The following is an 18,102-nucleotide window of genomic DNA, read 5'->3' on the forward strand; positions in this document are numbered from 1 at the left end:
TTGGTAGTTCGAAAGTCGGACTGAGCGGTCGCCCGCCGATAGGAAGGCCACATGTGTGGTCGGATGCTTGAAATTATACATAAACGAATATAGTGGCATATAGATAATTTCCCTCATCCCACGAACGGAACCCGAAAACATCTGACTTAAACGGAGCTGCCGTCTGCTTGGTTCTACGGGATTGTACTTATGCAATTGTAATTGCGAGGGGCAAATTTCAACGTACCATTCGCTTAAGGAGACGTTTGGGCTCCGCCAATCATTTTGTGGTGCGTCCCTGGACGAACCATCACCGGAGAAAGCAATGCCGCACGAGAGTGAATATCAATGTGACGTCCTGGTCATCGGCTCAGGCGCGTCTGGCATGTCGACAGCGATTACGGCCGCGTCAAAAGGTCTGAAGGTGCTCGTTATTGAGAAGGAGCCAAAGTTCGGAGGGTCGACGGCGCGCTCCGGTGGCTGGCTGTGGATTCCGAACACCTCGTTGGCGAAGGTGCAGGGTATTTATGAGCCAGAGGACGCGGCACGCACGTATCTTGCGCATGAGGCAGGGGATAGCTTCGACCCGGACCGAGTAGACGCCTTCATCAAGTACGGCCCGGAAGCAGTGGATTTCTTCACGACGAAGACGGCAGTGCGGTTCGACATGCCCCTAGTTTTCCCCGACTATCACGCAGAGGCTCCAGGGGGCAGGCAAGGTGGGCGTTCGATGGTAACCAGACCCTTTGACGGACGTGAACTCGGGAAGCACATTGGCGATTTGGCACCGGCGCTCCCTGAGCTGACCGTTTTCGGGATGATGCTTGGTTCGGGTAAGGAAATCGTGCACTTCATGCGAGTGACGAAATCGGTGAAATCGGCGTGGTATGTGACCAAGCGGCTGTCGAAGCACTTCGCTGATGTGATGAAGTTCGGCCGCGGAATGACGCTGACGAACGGCAACGCCCTATCTGGGCGGCTGGCAAAGTCGCTTTTCGACCTCAATGTGCCGCTGTGGCTGAATACGAAGGCAACTTCGCTGACGTTCGAGAATGGCCGAGTGTCCGGTGCGACGCTCATGCGCGAGGGTAAGGCTGTCCGTGTTACAGCTAGTTGCGCGGTGGTACTGGCAAGCGGCGGATTCCCTTATGACATCGAACGGCGCAAGCAACTGTTCCCGCATGCTCCGACGGGCATGGAGCATTTCTCTCCGTCGCCGACGGGCAATACGGGGGATGGCTTGCGTATGGCTGAAACCGTCGGCGCTCAGGTTGCCAAGACGTTGCCGAATGCGGCCGCCTGGGTACCGGTATCGACCCTTAAGCGAAAGGACGGCACGACGGGCATCATGCCTCATTTCATCGACCGGGCGAAGCCCGGCGTAATTGCCGTACTGAAAGACGGACGACGGTTCACCAACGAAGGCAATTCATACCATGACTTCGTGCAGGCACTTGTCGCCGCAACAAAGCGAGGCGAGGAAATCTCGGCGCACCTGATTTGCGACCACAAAACACTGCGTACTTATGGCTTGGGAAGTGCAGCACCGTTTCCAATGCCCATCGGTCGGTATCTGCGAATCGGCTACCTTACCCGGGGGAAGACCGTCGAGGAGTTGGCCCGACTTATCGGTGTGAGCGTAGACGGATTGCGGAAGACTGTGGCGGCGTTCAACGAGGAAGCGAAGCTCGGTCGCGACCCCGAATTCGGCAAAGGCAGCCAGGCATACAATCGATACCAAGGCGACGCTCTCCACGGCCCGAATCCGTGCGTTGCGCCGATTGAACGCGGCCCGTTCTACGCGCTCAAGCTGCGAATTGGCGACATTGGCACTTTCGCTGGCCTGAAGGCCGACGCGAGTTGCCGTGTGCTGGACGAAAAATCTGCGCCTATCCCGGGGCTTTTCGCGGTTGGCAACGACGCATGCAGCATCATGGGCGGAAACTATCCGGGAGCCGGCATCACGCTCGGACCGGCGCTGACGTTCGGATTTATTGCCGGCTCCTCAATCGCGGAATCGAGTACAGGAGCCGGTTCGTCCTTCGGCTCAACGCCGGTCGGTAGCCTCGCCTACCATCCTTGAGGTCAAATCTCGCTGCTCTGCTGCGTAGAATAGCCCAGCCGATACGACAGGTCGGCGGCAGTCTTGCGCAGGGTCAGCGCGAGCTCGCCATCCCACCGTGTATCGAAAGTGCCGGCAGGGCCAACGAGCGTGATTGACAGCGCAATCGTGCCGTTGAACATGAAAACAGGCGCCGCGATTGCATTGACGCCAGGCAGAGGGTGCCCTGTGGTCCGGGTCATTCCGTCCTCGCGAATCTGCTCGTATTCCTTGAAAAGACGTTGCTTGTCTTGCGCCTTCAGGTCGGTTGCACCGCTCAACCGGATACCTTCATCGTCCAATGCTTTGCGTACAAGCGATTCGGGCATGTAGGCGCCGAAGAGCCTTCCCGTCGCCGTGTTTACCAACGACATGATTGTTCCGACGCGCAAGGTCAGATGGAGAGGGTAAGAGGGGTCCTCCTGGCGCACGACGACCGGCCCGTTCGGTCCCCAGGTCGTCACAAACACGCTCTGACCCGTCTTCGATGCCAGTGCGAGCACATCCGCCTCTGCCTCTCGCAGAGGGTTAAGCCTCTGCAGGCCATACAGACCCAGGCGCAACGCAAGAGGGCCAGGTGCGTAGCCTCCTGATGGCTCAACACGCTGTACCAGCTGGAGCTTGATAAGGCTTACGAGGTACGGAAAGAGTTTGGCGGGAGGCATTCCGGTGACCCCCGCAATTTCCTTGAGTACCATGGGAGAATCGGAGTAGGTGAGCGCAAGCAGTATCTCGCTTCCTACTTCAACGGACTGGATTCCCCGCTGGGATTTTTCGGTGCTTTCGGTATCCATGCGCCTGTCCGGATTGAAAAAACTTGGAAAATAACTTACCGGTGACGAGAATACAGAAGCCGGTAAAATTATATAATCACAACACAATTGTACGGCAGAGGATTGCATGGTAACGAAGCAGCCGGCAAAAAAACAGCGCCCAGAAGAACAACCATCGAATGCCCGCAAGGAGCAGCGGGGCATCCAGAGTATGGAGGTCGGCGGCCGCTTCCTTGAGTATCTGGCCAGCGCTGGCGAGCCGCTGACGCTCGCGGAGCTAGGTGCTCTCAGCGGCATCCCAACGAATCAGGCTTTCACCTATATGGTTAGCCTGCTGCGCACAGGCCTCGTCAAACGTGACCCGGTGACATCGCGCCTGGAACCGGGGCCACTATCATTGCGACTCGGGTTGCACGCGCTCCGAATGGTGCCAGCAGTCCGCAACGCCATGCAGCCTGCACTCGACCTTGCGACACGCGTGGGACAAAGCGTGCTGTTAGCCGCGTGGGGTGACCGCGGACCGACCGTGCTTCAGAGCATCGAACCTTCTGCATCGTTACACGCGGGTGTGCACGTCGGCACGGTGATGTCGCTAGTGCATTCGACAACTGGCCGCGTATTCGCTGCGTATAAACAAACGGCCAATCTTCAGGACCTCATAAAAGCCGATATTGGCCTACAAACGTCGGAGGGTTCACGTCTGTCGGGAGAGCAGTTCGAAGCGATTCTCGCGGATATCCGCAAGCGCGGCCTCGCACGCGGTGAAGGGTTGCCGATTCCTGGCATCAATAGCATCAGCGCTCCGGTTTTCGACAGTGGTGGTGACATCGTTCTGGTGCTCACCCTGTTTGGTGTGGGAGGCACGTTCGACGTCGCTTGGAAGGGTACGCTTGCGACGAGCTTGCTCGAGACTACCAGGGAGTTAACGGCACTGAATGCCAGCCCCGCGGTCCCCGCCGCCTAGCCAACAGGCCTCTCCATGAAACCTGCCCAAAGGGCTTAACTGCTCCTTTCGCACGGCCCACGCTTGCATTGCGCGACCAGACGCTTCGCAGTCGTCTTCCTGCACGGCCACCGAGAGTGGCCGCCATCTCAGCATATTCCCTTATTTGCCAGCAAACGCGCCGCGTAATGCGCGCGTCCTGCACCGGCGGCCGAACCGGCTGAAACGCACTCCTGTCGGCGAAAGCGCCGGATACCGTGTGAATTCCTCTGCATTGACGAGTTAGCTATCCCGCACGCGCCTGGCGTAAATAGGCCAATCAATATGGCGCGTCAAGTCGTGAAGGCACGTCATTGCGCTCCTATAGTCGTCGCATGGATATCGAAGGCCGCGTTGGTCAATCGATTACTGACTCAAAAAAGGAGAGGAGACGATGAAGCAACTTTTCAGATATTCCACGTACGTTCTTGCCGCAGGCTTGCTGGCAGGAACTGCATCATCGGCAGCGCTGGCGGCAGACTCGATATCGGTTCAGCGCCAGGGCGACATCACGTCCATGTGCGGGACCAAGCCCATGGTTGTTGGACTCTCGGATGGCTATGGGGGTAACACCTGGCGAAAAACAGCCATCGCCGAGTTGAAGGACGAAGTCGGACGTTGCAAAAACCTCAAACGGTTCATCTACACGAACGCTAACGGCGACCAGCAAAAAGCGAACTCCGACATCAACAGTATGGTCGCTCAGGGGGTGAACGTCCTCATCGTCTATCCGGACTTCGGCGCCGCTCAACTTCCTGCAATGCGCGCTGCTACTCGAGCTGGCGTGACGGTCATTCCGTACATGGCAGAGATTCCGGGAACGCCCGGTAAGGACTATGCGGCAAACGTGAGCGCCGACCTTCTTCGCATTGGCGGAGCGTGGGCAGACTGGTTTGGCCAGAACCTGAAGAACGGCAATGTCGTCTTCCTTGGCGGCATCCCGGGTGCACCGGCCTCCCAAACTTTTCTCGATGGTTTCAAAACACACCTCGCGAAATATCCCGGCCTCAAGCTGGTGCAGAACGACTTCGTCGTGACGAACTGGAACCCCATCGACGCACCTAAAGCCGTCGAAGGGGTGATTGCCAAATACTCACACATAGACGGGGTCGCAGCCGACTATGGCGTCACAGCGCTTGCGACCGTCAAGACCTTCCAACAGGCACATCTGCCCATTCCCGCGATTGCGACGGGCTCAAGCAACAACGAGCTCAGCTGCAAGTACGTAGCGATGAAGGAAGCCGGCAAGCCCTTCCCGTACTACTCGCTTGACGGCATGACTTCCGTTATCCGGTTCGCTGCTCGCCGTGGGGTCGCAATGTATCAGGGCACAACGGATAACGAACCCCTGAAGGTGTTCCCCTATACATACGCCGATAGCGGAGCCGGAGTTGCGCCAAAGTGCGACACATCTGCCCCCCCTGACGCTGACTTTTCGTCCGTACTGGCCGCAGACAAGCTGAAGGCGGTTTTTAAGCAGTAACTTGGCATACGAAATTCTCTTCATTTGTAGTTTTATATGTATTACTAAGTAAAATCTTAAAATTCAACCCAGGAGAGCAATATGAGCCAGGAACTCAGTTTGGAAGAACGCGTCAAGCGCATCGAGGACGTCGAGGCTATCAAACAGCTGAAGGCAACATACGCGCGTCATCTCGACGATGGCTACAACCCGGAAGGAATCGCATCGCTGTTCACTGAGGAAGGCCTTTGGGTTATCAAGGGCGTCGGCGGCGAAGCGAAGGGCAGGGCCGGAATCAAGCAGCACTGTCGAAATCTCAAAGAGGGTATCGCCTGGGGCCAGCACAACATCTCCTCGCCGGTCGTCACTATTGGTCCTGACGGAAAGCATGCGGATGCGACCTTCTATCTGGTCTGCTTGCTGACGATGGCGCCTTCGCCGGCAAAGCCGGAGGCCGAGGCGTTTGTTCTTGCTGGCAAATACAGCGACAAGCTCGTCAAGATTGACGACCAATGGTTCTTCGAAGAAATCACGGGAACCATCGACCAATCATCACCGTGGACGGAAGGGTGGGTCAAGTCTCCGTTTGTAAAGGAATCTTGGTGACTTCCTAGCAGACATTTTCCTTGTCCGTGTGTTGCGCGGCAGGTCATGCGAGGAGTGAGATGCGCTTCACCTCGTTCGGCCTGTTCGCGCAACATTTTTGTATGGCACAAAGCAATTGAAGGGATAGTGATGAGCAAGCTACTGCAAAGTTACGATATGAATGGCACGTTACTGGCGAACCGTGTCCTCATGGCACCAATGACGAGGTCCCGCGCTCAGGACACGGTTCCTGATGCCAAGACCGCACTGTACTATCGTCAACGAGCCGGGGCCGGCTTGATAGTTACAGAAGGGTCGCAAATTTCAATCGAGGGAACGGGCTACCTCTTTACTCCGGGCATTCATACGCCCGAACAAATCAGGGGGTGGCAGGCCGTAACGAAAGGTGTGCACGAAGAGGGTGGCAAGATTTTCATCCAAATCTGGCACGTTGGCCGGATTTCGCACGTCAGCCTGCAGGAGAATGGCGCTGCACCGGTATCTTCAGTGGATATTCCAGCTCAAGGCTACACATGCTATGGCTATGATGAATCTGGGCAACCGGGGCCGGTTCCTCTTAGCACTCCAGTAGCACTGACCACGGAAGGCATTGCGCGCGTGACGTCCGATTTCGTCATTGCGGCGAAGCACTCGATGGAAGCCGGTTTCGACGGAATCGAAATTCACGGGGCAAACGGCTATCTGTTCGAGCAGTTCATCAATGCGGGTTGCAACAACCGTACTGACGAATACGGAGGCAGCCTCGAGAACAGATTGCGCTTCACGCTGGATGCTATCGACGCAATGGCCGACGCCATCGGCAGTAACAAGGTCGGCATCCGTTTGGCGCCATACGGCCGCCTTCACGATATGCACAGTTTCGACGACGAGGAAAACACGTGGCTGACTCTGGCTGAGAAACTTAGTGAGAGAAACCTTGCGTACGTGCACCTCAGCGACCAGGAGTCGCTTTGCAACGCAGCGATTCCGAAGGATTTCATCAGGAAATTCCGCAACGCGTACAAAGGGACGCTCGTGATTGCTGGTTCACTTACGCAAGAGACGGCTGAGGAGCTCGTGAATAGCGGGGTTGCCGACTTGGCAGGATTCGGTCGCCCATTCATATCGAACCCCGACCTAGTAGAACGGTTCAGGAACAATTGGCCACTCACGCCGTTCGACCCGGCAACCTTCTATGGTGGGGGAGACGAAGGATATATCGACTATCCCGCATATCAGGAAAGCTTCGACAACGAAATGCAAGCTGGCTGAACTGGCTGCACGCAGCGCACAAAGGTCGGATTTACTCGGTTATCGAGTATCCGACCTTTTCGTTTGCCTCGTGATTAGCGGACAGGACCTCACCCGCCGGGCGCTTCCGCTTTAGTGTGCAGCACCTGTCACTTCGGGCCCGGTTGCGGGCCACTGGCGAACACAGGTACCACCGCTCGCTTTTATAGTCGTCAAGTTCTGACCAGCCGGGAACTCTGTCTTGATACCAGCACCGAAAACGTAAATGCAAGCAGGAGGAGACCTGTCGCCGAAAACAGGAAAACAGGCTGTGCAGAAAGCCGGTCGATGAACCATGCTGCGCAGAGAACACCGAGCGACTGCCCAAAGAAAAGAAAGCATGAGAAGAGCGACACCGCTGTGCCACGCGCACTTGGTGCCATCTGCGTAGCGTGAGTTTGGAGCGTGTTGTGCAGGGCATAAAAACCGAAACCAGCCAGGAGGCAGGCGGGTAGGGCAAAGGACCAGCCGTTCAGCAATGCGAGTCCGCCATAGGATATCGCGAGGAATGCGCCACCCAGTCTAGCGAGATTGGATTCCCCAAGTCGCTGGAGGAGAACGAGTGCGCAGCGGCTATAGAGGAGGCCGCCAACGCCGTATAGCGCCACGATGCCGCCGGCCTTCGACATCGGAATGTTGAAGGCCGTGTGCAGATAGGTCGGAATGAATGAGAGAGCGCTGAACGCGAGCGCGCCTTCAATGAACGTCACGATGAGAACAGTTCGAGCCCACGGAATCGAGAGAACTTCAAATGCCCGATGACCGAAGCCTTTCCCGGGTGCAACGTTGTTGGGGCGCGGCGCGCCACCCTCGCGCATGACGAGGAGTCCGGCGAACAGGGAAACTACAGCCAGCGATGCGAAGGAGATGCGCCAGTTGAACGTGTCGGCGACCAATGCCCCCAACCACTGACCTGCAATCATTCCGAACACCGTTGCGCCAAGGAGCCGCGCCAGGATTTCCTGACGTCGGTCGTACGGCACCATGTCACCAATCCATGCCATCGTCAACGGGACGATTCCTGCAGCGGCGGCGCCGGAAAGCACGCGAGCGATGACCATCTGGTTCAACTGAACCGATATGGAAGCACCGATATTTCCGACAGTGCACGCCAGGGTGGCAAGCGCAATGACACGAATTTTGCCGAATCGGTCGCCCAAGGGACCGAAGAACAGCTGCATGACGCCATACGCGAGTGCAAACGCAGAAATCGCCTGAGCGGCACTTCCCGTGGTCACGCTGAATTCAGCCTCCAGCGACGGGAGGAGGGAATCGCAGACTCTCATTGACGCCATGCTTGCAAAGCAACATGTGCTCAGAAGCCATAGAACTCTCGGTGACAGCCTGTTTTCCATGCTCACACATCCAGCGCGTTCGTTCGGAAGAAAGGGACTTCTGACGGGTCCGATGCGCTTTGCGCTGCAGTTCGTCAGACCAGGCATTCATCCGGATGCCTGCCTCGTTGTGTTATTAAATTATACATACGCGAACAAATGTGCGTAAATCAAATTTATAAAATTGAGCGCCGCATGTGTTTGGTTCGTTATGGTTGCCTCCAACAAAAAGTGACGCATCGGCAAGGCCTTGTTTCACTCCATCTTTCCAATAGGCATATTTTTGGCGCACACAGGCCATCGATTATGTCGTGTTGAGTCGCGAAGGCCTTCGTCCCCTCTCATATATTGGCTGCAAGTCTGATGAAGACGGCTCCATCCAATGATTTACGACTCTATAAATGATGAGGAGACGATGAACAATCTCTGTCTGTATTCCATGCGCGCTCTCGCCGTCGGCCTTTTGGCGGCCTCCGCATCCGGGCCGGCAATGTCCGCCGAATCAGCCTTGGTGACAAACCAGGGCGACATAAGCCCGATGTGCGGTACGAAACCAATGGTCGTCGGTCTCTCCGACGGCTACGGTGGCGAAACGTGGCGCAAGACGGCAGCCGCCGAACTGAAGGATGAAGTGAGTCGTTGTAAGAATCTCAAGAAGTTCATGTACACGAACGCGAACGGCGACCAGCAGAAGGCAAATTCCGACATCAACAGCATGGTCGCGCAAGGCGTGAACGTACTCGTGGTGTTTCCGGATTTTGGCGCAGCGCAGATTCCTGCGATGCGCGCTGCGACGAAGGCCGGCGTGACCGTCGTTCCTTATCTCGCGAAGATTCCCGGCACACCCGGTAAGGATTATGCGGCGAACGTGACCGAAGACGTCTACCGTATGGGTGTCGTTTGGGCGGACTGGTATGGTCAAAACCTCAAAAAGGGGAATGTGGTCTTCCTCGGCGGCGCGCCCGGCGCAATGTCTTCGCAGATTTTCATGGACGGATTCAAGACGGGGCTTGCCAAGTATCCGGACCTGAAACTGCTCGAGAACAATTTCGTTGTGACCAACTGGAACCCTGTTGACGCGCAAAAGGCGGTTGCAGGTCTCATTGCAAAGTATCAGCACATCGATGGCGTGGCTACGGACTACGGTGTCACGGCGCTTTCCACCGTGAAGGCGTTCGAACAGGCAAACCTCGCGATTCCGGCAATCGCAACGAACGCGAGCAACAACGAGCTCAATTGCAAATACATCGCGATGAAGAAGTCCGGCAAAGGCTTTGGATACTTCTCGCTTGATGGAACCACGTCAGTTATCCGGTTTGCTGGTCGTCGCGCTGTTGCCGACTATCAAGGGACCAAGAACAGCGAACCGACGATGGCATTTCCCTATCCCTATGCGGACAGCGCAAAGGGTGTCGACCCGAAGTGCGACCCTTCGGCGCCGCCGGATGCTGACTTCTCGTCGGCCCTTTCGGCCGAAAAACTCAAGGCCGTCTTCCAGCAGTAAACCTCGTGGTTCGACGACAGAGACGCGTTAACTGGCGTCCATGCGCTGGTAGGACCGTCGCCGCTGTCGACCCCGGTCGGGTCGGTTCTACAACAGACCGCACGCGAAGTTGCAAGGCACAAATCGCCCTGCATGTGACGCAGGGGAAGTTGAAAAATGGAGGCATGAAATGACTGACTACATCATCATCGGAGCGGGCTCCGCCGGCGCTGTTTTGGCAAACCGACTGACTGCCGACCCCAGCGTGAATGTGACCCTACTCGAAGCTGGCGGCTGGGACAAGAGCCCCTTCATCCATATGCCCGCAGGCTACTTCCGGCTGATGCAGACCGGCCAGTTGGACTGGGGCTACCATACGGTGCCGCAAAAGCACATGAACAATCGCGAGATGTTCATCCCTCGCGCCCGAAGCGTTGGTGGTTGCACCACCGTCAACGGCATGATTTACACGCGCGGTGACCATACGGACTACGACCGTTGGCGCGACCTCGGCAACGAAGGTTGGGGTTACGACGACATCCTTCCGTATTTCAAGAAGTCGGAGTCATGGGCGGACGGTGAAACAGAAGTGCACGGCGGAAGCGGTCCGCTGAAGACGAGCCGCTTCGGCATCCACAATCCGATTGCTATTGCTTTCATCGAAGCAGGAAAGCAGGCAGGTTACAAGTACAACGACGACTTGAACGGCGGCAGTCAGGAAGGATTTGGCCCCTGCGACAGCACGCTCGCAGATGGTGTGCGCTCAAGTGTGTCGCGTTGCTTCATCACGCCTATCCGTGACCGCAAGAACCTTAACGTCATCACGGATGCAGTCGCGTCGCGCATTCTCTTCGACGGTGACCGGGCTGTTGGCGTCGAGTATCTGGTCGGGAAGAAGTCGAAGAAAGTCTATGCATCGCAGGAAGTTATCCTGTCGGGCGGCGCTTTCAATTCGCCGCATCTGCTCCAGATTTCTGGAGTCGGTGACCCCGAGCATCTGCGGTCCATCGGCGTGCCGGTAGTCCACGCGCTCCCAGGTGTCGGCACAAATCTGCAGGACCATGTGGGATGTGGCCTCAAGCAGCGAATTACGCAGCCGCTTTCGCTGCTGAAGCATCTGAATATCCTCAATTCGGCCTCTGCGGTTGCCAAGTACATGGCGACGAAGACCGGACCTGCGTCTTACCATGGTGTCGAAGCACTCGCGTTCGTTAAGACGCGGCCAGACGTTGTCGCACCCGATATCCAGTTCCACCTCAACATGGTTATGTATGAGGACCACGGCCGCAAGATTTTCCACGAAGAAGGTGTGATGCCTTACTTCAACATCTCGCGGCCGCAGAGCCGCGGTACTGTGATGGCCCGTTCGAGCGACCCGCTCGCACTTCCCGTCATCGACCCGAATTTCTTCTCCGTCCCTGACGACATCCGTGTAATGCGCGACGGTTTGCGCATCTCGCGTGAACTGATTCGCCAGAAGGCGTTCGACCCGTACCGCGGTGAAGAATTTGGCCCGGGCAAGGAAATTACGTCCGACAAGGACCTTGGCGAATACCTCAAAAACAAGAGCGAAAGCGTCTATCACCCGGTCGGAACGTGCAAGATGGGTTCAGATGAAGATGCAGTAGTCGATGCACGACTGCGCGTGCGGGGCTTGCGTGGCCTGCGCGTCGTCGACGCGTCCGTTATGCCGACGCTCACGAGCGGCAACACGAACGCTCCGACCATCATGATTGCGGAAAAAGCCGCGGACATGATTCTATTCGATGCCACCGCTAACAGTGCCGGCGCTGGCACCAAGTTTGACCGGCAGGCCGAACATCTCGGTATCTAACGCTTCAGGCTCAGGCAACCCCTTCGACCAAAGCATTGAAAAGAATTTCGAAGGAGTTGCCTCGATTAACTAGGGCGCGTTTCATCCAATCATCAAAGGGAAGAGTGATGACATCTTCAATCTCAGTTTTCGATACCTCCGCTCGAATTTCCGAGACCACGAAGCGGTTCTTGGCCAGGAAGCATCGGCTGTTCATCGGTGGTGAATGGGTCACGGCGTCGTCGGGTGGCACTCGTGATGTCTCGGACCCAGCAACCGGCGCAACGATTTCGACGATGGCAAATGGCGACGTCAAAGACGTCGACCAGGCGGTGAAGGCGGCACGTGAAGCATTTGAGCATGGACCCTGGCGCACCATGTCGACCAGTGAGCGCGCGAAGATTCTCTGGAATATCGGCGCTCTCATCGACGAACACGCTGAAGAACTGGCGCAGCTGGAAGTGCTGGACGAAGGCTCTCCGTACAATGTCGTCAAGAATTTCTACGTGCGCCTCGGTGCGGAACACTTCCGCTATTACTCGGGCTGGGCGACGAAAATCGGCGGAAGCACTGTTCCCGTGAACATGCCGGGGGAGTGGCATGCGTACACCGTGCGTGAACCGATTGGGGTCGTCGGGCAAATCATCCCCTGGAACGTCCCTTTGCTGATGGCAGCCTGGAAGCTGGCGCCGGCATTGGCGGCGGGCTGCACCATTGTGCTCAAGCCCGCCGAAGATACGCCTCTGACGGCACTGCGCATAGCCGAGTTGTGCCAGCAGGCGGGTTTGCCGCCGGGCGTGCTCAACGTCGTGACGGGTGACGGCGCGGCTGGCGCCGCGCTCGTCGAGCACCCGGACGTGGACAAGGTGGCTTTTACTGGCAGTACCGACACAGGTAAAGCCATCGTACGTGCCGCCGCTGGAAATCTGAAGCGTGTGACTCTTGAGCTGGGTGGCAAGAGCCCGGTGTTCGTATTCCCCGATGCGGACCTCGACCGCGCTATCCCCGGTGTTGCCGAAGCAGTGCTGCTCAACAGTGGACAAGCCTGCACCGCTGGCTCGCGGCTCTACATTCACGAAGACATTTACGAAAAGGTCGTGGGAGGTGTCGCCGAATACGCGAATTCGCTCAAGCTCGGGCATGGGCTCGACCCGGAAACGAATCTGGGGCCGCTGATTTCGCAACGTCAGCTGTCTCGGGTGACCAAGATTCTGCAGGCGGGCATTGAAGAGGGTGCGAAAGTCTTCTCCGGCGGCGGTCAGCCTGAGGGTGGCGGATTCTTCCTTCGCCCGACTGTCCTGACTGACGTCATGCCGGGTATGAGCGTGTACCAGCAGGAAATCTTCGGCCCGGTCATCTCGGCAATGAAGATGAGCAGCGACAATCTCGACGCGCTCGTGCGGGAAGCGAACAACACGACATATGGCCTCGCTGCTAGTGTCTGGACGCGAGACCTGAGCATGGCACATAAGCTTGCCGCGAGGATTCGTGCCGGCGTCGTCTGGGTCAACAATCACAATCAGACCGACGCAGCCCTTCCGTTCGGCGGCTACAAGCAATCAGGTTGGGGTCGGGAAATGGGCCTCTCTGGAGTCGAGTCCTACACGGAACTCAAGTCGGTGGGCGTCTATCTCGGGTAGGAGTCCAGGCGCATCGGTTTCCCTTGTACTGCTCGACATTCGCAGTGTCCTTGATGATTGTCGAGCAGTGGGGGACGCCGTAGTGCCCGATGCGTGAATCGATAAAAAAAAGAGACGCAGAAAATGGAAGGGCTGAGCGATAAGACCACAGTTGTTACTGACGGAGCCGGGGGTATCGGACTCGCTACTGTGCAGCGTCTTGCGAATGCTGGTAGGAACGTGATTCTTGCGGATGTCGAATCAAGCAACGGCGAGGTGCTCGCCGCCGAAGTTGACAACGGGCGTGGAATGGTGCATTTCATGCCAATCGGTGTAGTCAATGTTGAATCGCTGACGCAGGCGGCCAGCCACGTGGTCAGTCGTTACGGTAGCGTCGATAGCATCGTTGCCAATGCCGGAATTGCTGTTATGTCGGAGGCGTTCGACTATAACGAAGAGACATGGCGCAAAACGATGGCCGTGAATCTGTACGGTGCATTCTTCACCGTACAGTCTTTTGCGAAGCACATGCGCGGCCGGATGGTAGCGTTGTTCTGATTTCTGCAATTGCCGGGCGTTCAGTAGTTCAGCCCAAAAAATGCGCCGCCTATGGCGCGACGAAGGCGGCGGTCGAGCATCTCGCCGCGTTGCTTGGAGTTGAATGGGCACGCGACGGCATCCGTGTGAACGCGGTCGGACCAGGCCGTACGCAGACACCGATGATTGAGCGTATAGCCAAAGATTTGCCCGATATGGTGGCCTTGTGGATGTCACAAGTGCCTATCGGACGATTGATTCGACCTGACGAAGTCGCCAACGCGGTTGCGCTCTTCCTGTCCGACCTTTCGAACGGCTGCACCGGCACCACGTTGATGCTTGGCGGTGGCTACGACAGGGCCTGAAGGGTAGGGCTGGTTTCCATGCGCGTACGCACGTGGCAATCTCTTATAGAAAAAAAGGCTTAATCAAGTCCGACGCTTGACCAGAGTGTTGGGCGCAATACCGTACGTCTTCTTGAACGCGCGGCTGAAATGTGAGAAGTCGCTGAAACCGCACGCCACAGCAACGTCAGCGATGTGCTGGGCCCGCCCCTCGGTGAGCGACGTATGACTCGCTTCGAGTCGCTTTTGCCACAGCCATCGCGCAGCTGTTGTTCCATGAGCAGCGAAGATTCTGTTCAATGTGCGGCGCGACACGCCTATTGCGTTCGACACTTTCTCTACGTCAAGCTCTGAATCGCCAAGGTTCGCCTGAATATATTTCTTGGCCCGTTCAAGTATATCTCCGTGTCTTTCGGGCATACCCTTGACGCCACGAAACTCGGTCTCGACGGACGCTGCGAAGATATCGATGACGGATGCTGCGAGCTTGGACGCGGCACATGGTTCCAAGTCCGCGTCCACGTTCGCTGCTCCCTGGATGACTGCTCCAGCCAGCGCTCCCATCGCGGATTTCCCGTCGAGCGCTATTGCGGTTAGGCGTTCAGCGTCGGACAATCGGCACAGCATTTGTTTGCGAGGAATCTTCAACAAAACTATTCGATAGTCAGAAGAGAAGCTGTACTTGAACGCTCGCGCAGTGTCGTAGAGAACTATATCTCCGACCTTCTGGGTGGTCTGACGGCCACTTTGCTCAAGTGAAGCGCTGCCTTCGACGAGGAGGCTCGCCAGGAACTCGTCGCTTGGCGTTCTGCTGAGGTCGATGCTGGTGCGCATGTATTGCAGTCCTGGCGCCGCTATATCGCCGACTCCCAGTGAGGCGATTGGCTTTTGCGTTACGCGTGCGCGGAAATGGTCGCCCGAATCAGAGAAAGCAGGCAGGTCGACGTGACAGTAGAGGCGACAGATTACGTCGTGGTAGTACGCGAGTCGCTCGCGGGCGTTTACAGCAGAGGTATCGAACTGTTCAATCATAGCTTAGCGTTACCAAGAGGTTTGTTCGTAATCGCGGGTCGCTCGACGAAACTTGCATATGTACAAAGTAAATTGAAAAGGTTGAATTTGCTATGCGAGCAAACCCGGACGGTTCGCAATTTAAACGTGCACTTACAAAGCTGCCTTCTTTTTTCACTATCGGTGATGGGAGGCACTACTCCAATCAGCCGCTGCTCCGTTCATACCCGGCGAATGGCATGCCTGGACAGTGCGGGAGCCGATTGGTGTCGTGGCCAAATCATCCCGAGAACGTGCCGTTGTTAATGGCAGGATGGAAACTGGCGTCTGTCCTGGCCTCCGGATGTACCATCGTAGTTAGGCTAACGGAATACACGCCGTTGACGGCTCTGCGTCTCGCCGAACTATGCCAGCGGGCAGGCCCGCCTTCCGGCGTGCTCAACGTTGTAACGGGCGACGGTGCGGCCGGCGCCGCGCTTGTCGAGCAGCCGGGCGTGGACCAAGTTGCCTTCACGGGCAGTACCGTTACAGCCAATGCGATTGCACGTGCCGCCGTTGGCAATCTGAAGCGTGACCCGGGGACTCGGGGGTGAAGAGGCCGCATTCGTGTTCCTGGACGCGGACCTTGACCGCAAGAATCCTGGCGTCGCGGAGGCGGTTATGCTCAACAGTGGACAGGCCTGCACGGCCGGCTCCCGCCTGTATACCCACATCGTTACACGTGAACTCGACCAACCTTGATGAATGCGTCCGCGAGGCGGACAACGCGAACTATGGACTGGCTGCAAGCCCTTTTTGAACAAGAATGTAAGCATGACTCGCAAACTTGCTGCTCGCATTTGGGCATGAGTGGTCCGGGTGAGCAACCATCGCCGGACTGATGCGACAGTATCGTTCGACGGCTAATAAGCAGTCTGGCAGGGGCGAGAGATGGAGGTGTCGGACATCGAGAACTACGCGGAACTGAAGTCAGTGGACGTGTTCCTCGGCTAATAACTTCGTTATCCTGAGTCGCTCCACTAGACGATGGTGCGTCCCAACCCAGTCGGTAATTTAGCAAGTCAGCTCTTGACTCGCCGTGCGATTGAACAAGCGGTTCCTGTCGCGTGCAGTCAAGCCAAATTGTCCTTTCGAGCAAAGCACCCGCTGGTGCCCCTGACTAGAATTCGTCTCATGAAGGCATCGATGCCGGTCCGTGAAATAGACGGAGGCTGCCCCGGCGTCCGGCGGATTCAAACCGCACGTATCACGAACGCCTCCTGCGGGTCGCCACGGTAACAAACTTGTGTTTGTTGTAGCAAAACCATCTCCCGTGCTCCGATTTGCCTCGCTGCTACAGCAGAGCTGCGCATCAACGGAAATAGCGGAGACTGACATGACTAACGCGGGAGAAACTCTCCGGTCCATGGTCGACAAATGGCTTGCGCCGAATTTCCCGGGGGAGGTTCGAGTCACCGAATTCCGACACACCGGGCCTAGTCACTTTTGCTACGTACGCGTCGAGGCATCGCGAGCATCAGGTACAGTTGCGCTGTTCTTCTTTCGGCACGATGACGGAAGCTGGTGGGTATTCCCGCCAGTCCAAAAACAGCCCGCAATGAGTACGTTACTGCGTGCGGCGTGAATGCGGCGTCCATCAAGAAAGCATCAAGGGAAAGTCACGTAACGCGTAACACCGCCGACGCAATGCTTCGGCGGTGGAAGCCAAGTGGAGCGATTCAGGGAACAGAGCCACGTCAGCGGAACGCTTCCGCGTTGCACATTTTTTGGCACGGAGATGTCAGGCCCTTCGTTTGATGAGCGTATTCGGAGCGGTGCCGTACGTTCGCTTAAAGGCCCTGCTGAAATGCGAAAAATCACTGAATCCGCAGCCAACTGCCACGTCCGCGATGTGCTGCGCGCGCCCGTCGGTCAGCAAGGCGTGGCTCGCCTCAAGGCGCTTCTGCCACAGCCAGCGCGTCGCGGTCGTCCCGTCGGAGGCAAAAAGTCTATTCAAAGTACGCTGGGATACGCCGATTGCGTTCGACACCTGTTCGACGTCAAGGTCGGAGTCCCCGAGATTAGCTTGAATATAGTCTTTGGCGCGCTGAAGAATATTGTTATGCCTCTCGGACATACCCATGACACCTCGAAACTCGGTTTCAACCGCGGCTGCGATGATATCAATGACCGACGCGGCCAACTTGGCGGCGGCGCAAGGCTCCAGTTCTGCGTCGACGTTTGCCGCGCCCCGAATCACGGACCCTGCGAGTGTCCCCATTGCCGACTGCCCCTCAAGCGCAATGGCGGTGAGACGTTCAGCGTCCGACAACCTACACAGTAGTTGCTTACGGGGTATCTTCAGTAACGCTATTCGATAATCGGATGAAAATCGATACGTGAATGAACGTGCCGTGTCGTAGAGAATGATATCGCCGACATTTTGTGTCGTATGGCGGCCGCTTTGCTCGAGGTTTGCCGTTCCTTCCAGCAGAAGACTTACCAAAAAATCGTCGCACGGCGTACGACTGAGGTCGGCGCTGGTCCGCACATACTGCAATCCAGGAGCCTTAATGTAGCCGAATTCCAAGTACGCGATTGGTTTCTGCGTTACTTGCGCACTGAATCGGTCCCCTGAACCAGAAAATGCGGGGAGGTCCACGTGGCAGTAGAGCCGGCAGATGACGTCGTAATAGCAGGCGAGTCGCTCGCGAGCGAGCACAGCCGAGGTGTCGAACCGTTCAATCATGGTTTAACTAAACAAAACAGTTATTCGCGATAGCAACCGCACGCAAAAAACGTTCGTCTGT

The 18,102-nt window shown here is 56.9% G+C and carries 14 protein-coding genes and 1 pseudogene; 11 read left to right on the plus strand and 4 right to left on the minus strand.

Annotated elements, in window-relative coordinates; translation table 11 throughout:
- Positions 1-304 precede the first annotated feature (304 nt).
- Complete coding sequence (locus M0D67_RS05590; protein WP_266237702.1) at positions 305-2,062, plus strand: FAD-dependent oxidoreductase; 1,758 nt, start codon at positions 305-307, stop codon at positions 2,060-2,062.
- 2 nt (positions 2,063-2,064) lie between these two features.
- Here the strand turns inward: M0D67_RS05590 and M0D67_RS05595 are convergent, their stop codons facing one another.
- A complete protein-coding gene (locus tag M0D67_RS05595) occupies positions 2,065-2,874 on the minus strand; it encodes an IclR family transcriptional regulator (protein ID WP_266237704.1) in 810 nt (269 codons plus the stop codon).
- Between the two features lie 106 nt (positions 2,875-2,980).
- Between M0D67_RS05595 and M0D67_RS05600 the strand changes: the two genes are divergently transcribed.
- The 4 genes from M0D67_RS05600 to M0D67_RS05615 all read left to right on the plus strand — a co-directional run bounded on the left by M0D67_RS05600 (position 2,981) and on the right by M0D67_RS05615 (position 7,154).
- Positions 2,981-3,817 (plus strand): IclR family transcriptional regulator, encoded by an 837-nt coding sequence (locus tag M0D67_RS05600; RefSeq protein ID WP_266237706.1) that lies wholly within the window; start codon positions 2,981-2,983, stop codon positions 3,815-3,817.
- 412 nt (positions 3,818-4,229) lie between these two features.
- Positions 4,230-5,318 carry a substrate-binding domain-containing protein gene (locus tag M0D67_RS05605; RefSeq protein WP_266237708.1) on the plus strand — a complete coding sequence of 363 codons (1,089 nt, stop codon included), beginning with the start codon at positions 4,230-4,232 and terminating at the stop codon, positions 5,316-5,318.
- Between the two features lie 81 nt (positions 5,319-5,399).
- Entirely contained in the window at positions 5,400-5,903 is a 504-nt protein-coding gene (locus M0D67_RS05610; protein ID WP_266237711.1) for a nuclear transport factor 2 family protein, read from the plus strand.
- Positions 5,904-6,032: 129 nt separating this feature from the next.
- Positions 6,033-7,154 carry an alkene reductase gene (locus M0D67_RS05615; RefSeq protein WP_266237713.1) on the plus strand — a complete coding sequence of 374 codons (1,122 nt, stop codon included), beginning with the start codon at positions 6,033-6,035 and terminating at the stop codon, positions 7,152-7,154.
- 191 nt (positions 7,155-7,345) lie between these two features.
- Here the strand turns inward: M0D67_RS05615 and M0D67_RS05620 are convergent, their stop codons facing one another.
- Positions 7,346-8,527 (minus strand): MFS transporter, encoded by a 1,182-nt coding sequence (locus M0D67_RS05620; protein WP_266237716.1) that lies wholly within the window; start codon positions 8,525-8,527, stop codon positions 7,346-7,348.
- A gap of 394 nt (positions 8,528-8,921) precedes the next feature.
- Here M0D67_RS05620 and M0D67_RS05625 point away from each other — a divergent pair, with 394 nt between their 5' ends.
- From M0D67_RS05625 to M0D67_RS42065, 4 genes and pseudogenes are all read left to right on the plus strand, one after another.
- Complete coding sequence (locus M0D67_RS05625; protein ID WP_266237718.1) at positions 8,922-10,010, plus strand: substrate-binding domain-containing protein; 1,089 nt, start codon at positions 8,922-8,924, stop codon at positions 10,008-10,010.
- Between the two features lie 169 nt (positions 10,011-10,179).
- Positions 10,180-11,823, plus strand: coding sequence for a GMC family oxidoreductase (locus M0D67_RS05630; RefSeq protein WP_266237720.1), 1,644 nt, complete (start codon positions 10,180-10,182; stop codon positions 11,821-11,823).
- 107 nt (positions 11,824-11,930) lie between these two features.
- The gene (locus M0D67_RS05635; RefSeq protein WP_266238264.1) at positions 11,931-13,442 is read left to right on the plus strand and encodes an aldehyde dehydrogenase; all 1,512 of its coding nucleotides are present in this window, start codon (positions 11,931-11,933) and stop codon (positions 13,440-13,442) included.
- A gap of 123 nt (positions 13,443-13,565) precedes the next feature.
- Positions 13,566-14,323: pseudogene (locus M0D67_RS42065) on the plus strand (SDR family NAD(P)-dependent oxidoreductase).
- A 63-nt stretch (positions 14,324-14,386) separates the two neighbouring features.
- On the opposite strand, the gene M0D67_RS05650 reads toward M0D67_RS42065, so the two are convergent.
- Positions 14,387-15,334, minus strand: coding sequence for a helix-turn-helix domain-containing protein (locus M0D67_RS05650; protein ID WP_266237727.1), 948 nt, complete (start codon positions 15,332-15,334; stop codon positions 14,387-14,389).
- Positions 15,335-15,618: 284 nt separating this feature from the next.
- On the opposite strand from M0D67_RS05650, the gene M0D67_RS42070 reads away from it, so the two are divergent.
- Positions 15,619-15,906: an aldehyde dehydrogenase family protein gene (locus tag M0D67_RS42070; protein ID WP_367892347.1), complete on the plus strand. Its 288-nt coding sequence runs from the start codon at positions 15,619-15,621 to the stop codon at positions 15,904-15,906.
- Positions 15,907-15,919: 13 nt separating this feature from the next.
- A complete protein-coding gene (locus tag M0D67_RS42075) occupies positions 15,920-16,054 on the plus strand; it encodes an aldehyde dehydrogenase family protein (RefSeq protein WP_367892345.1) in 135 nt (44 codons plus the stop codon).
- Between the two features lie 1,039 nt (positions 16,055-17,093).
- Here the strand turns inward: M0D67_RS42075 and M0D67_RS05660 are convergent.
- Positions 17,094-18,041 carry a helix-turn-helix domain-containing protein gene (locus M0D67_RS05660; RefSeq protein WP_266237731.1) on the minus strand — a complete coding sequence of 316 codons (948 nt, stop codon included), beginning with the start codon at positions 18,039-18,041 and terminating at the stop codon, positions 17,094-17,096.
- Positions 18,042-18,102: the final 61 nt, after the last annotated feature.

Source organism: Paraburkholderia sp. SECH4, assembly GCF_030511745.1.
GTDB classification, from domain to species: domain Bacteria; phylum Pseudomonadota; class Gammaproteobacteria; order Burkholderiales; family Burkholderiaceae; genus Paraburkholderia; species Paraburkholderia madseniana.

Bases quoted from the DNA above. Each gene is read 5' to 3' on its own strand.
- M0D67_RS05590 (WP_266237702.1), top strand. From the start codon at position 305: ATGCCGCACGAGAGTGAATATCAATGTGACGTCCTGGTCATCGGCTCA.
- M0D67_RS05595 (WP_266237704.1), bottom strand. From the start codon at position 2,874: ATGGATACCGAAAGCACCGAAAAATCCCAGCGGGGAATCCAGTCCGTT.
- M0D67_RS05600 (WP_266237706.1), top strand. From the start codon at position 2,981: ATGGTAACGAAGCAGCCGGCAAAAAAACAGCGCCCAGAAGAACAACCA.
- M0D67_RS05605 (WP_266237708.1), top strand. From the start codon at position 4,230: ATGAAGCAACTTTTCAGATATTCCACGTACGTTCTTGCCGCAGGCTTG.
- M0D67_RS05610 (WP_266237711.1), top strand. From the start codon at position 5,400: ATGAGCCAGGAACTCAGTTTGGAAGAACGCGTCAAGCGCATCGAGGAC.
- M0D67_RS05615 (WP_266237713.1), top strand. From the start codon at position 6,033: ATGAGCAAGCTACTGCAAAGTTACGATATGAATGGCACGTTACTGGCG.
- M0D67_RS05620 (WP_266237716.1), bottom strand. From the start codon at position 8,527: ATGGAAAACAGGCTGTCACCGAGAGTTCTATGGCTTCTGAGCACATGT.
- M0D67_RS05625 (WP_266237718.1), top strand. From the start codon at position 8,922: ATGAACAATCTCTGTCTGTATTCCATGCGCGCTCTCGCCGTCGGCCTT.
- M0D67_RS05630 (WP_266237720.1), top strand. From the start codon at position 10,180: ATGACTGACTACATCATCATCGGAGCGGGCTCCGCCGGCGCTGTTTTG.
- M0D67_RS05635 (WP_266238264.1), top strand. From the start codon at position 11,931: ATGACATCTTCAATCTCAGTTTTCGATACCTCCGCTCGAATTTCCGAG.
- M0D67_RS05650 (WP_266237727.1), bottom strand. From the start codon at position 15,334: ATGATTGAACAGTTCGATACCTCTGCTGTAAACGCCCGCGAGCGACTC.
- M0D67_RS42070 (WP_367892347.1), top strand. From the start codon at position 15,619: ATGGCAGGATGGAAACTGGCGTCTGTCCTGGCCTCCGGATGTACCATC.
- M0D67_RS05660 (WP_266237731.1), bottom strand. From the start codon at position 18,041: ATGATTGAACGGTTCGACACCTCGGCTGTGCTCGCTCGCGAGCGACTC.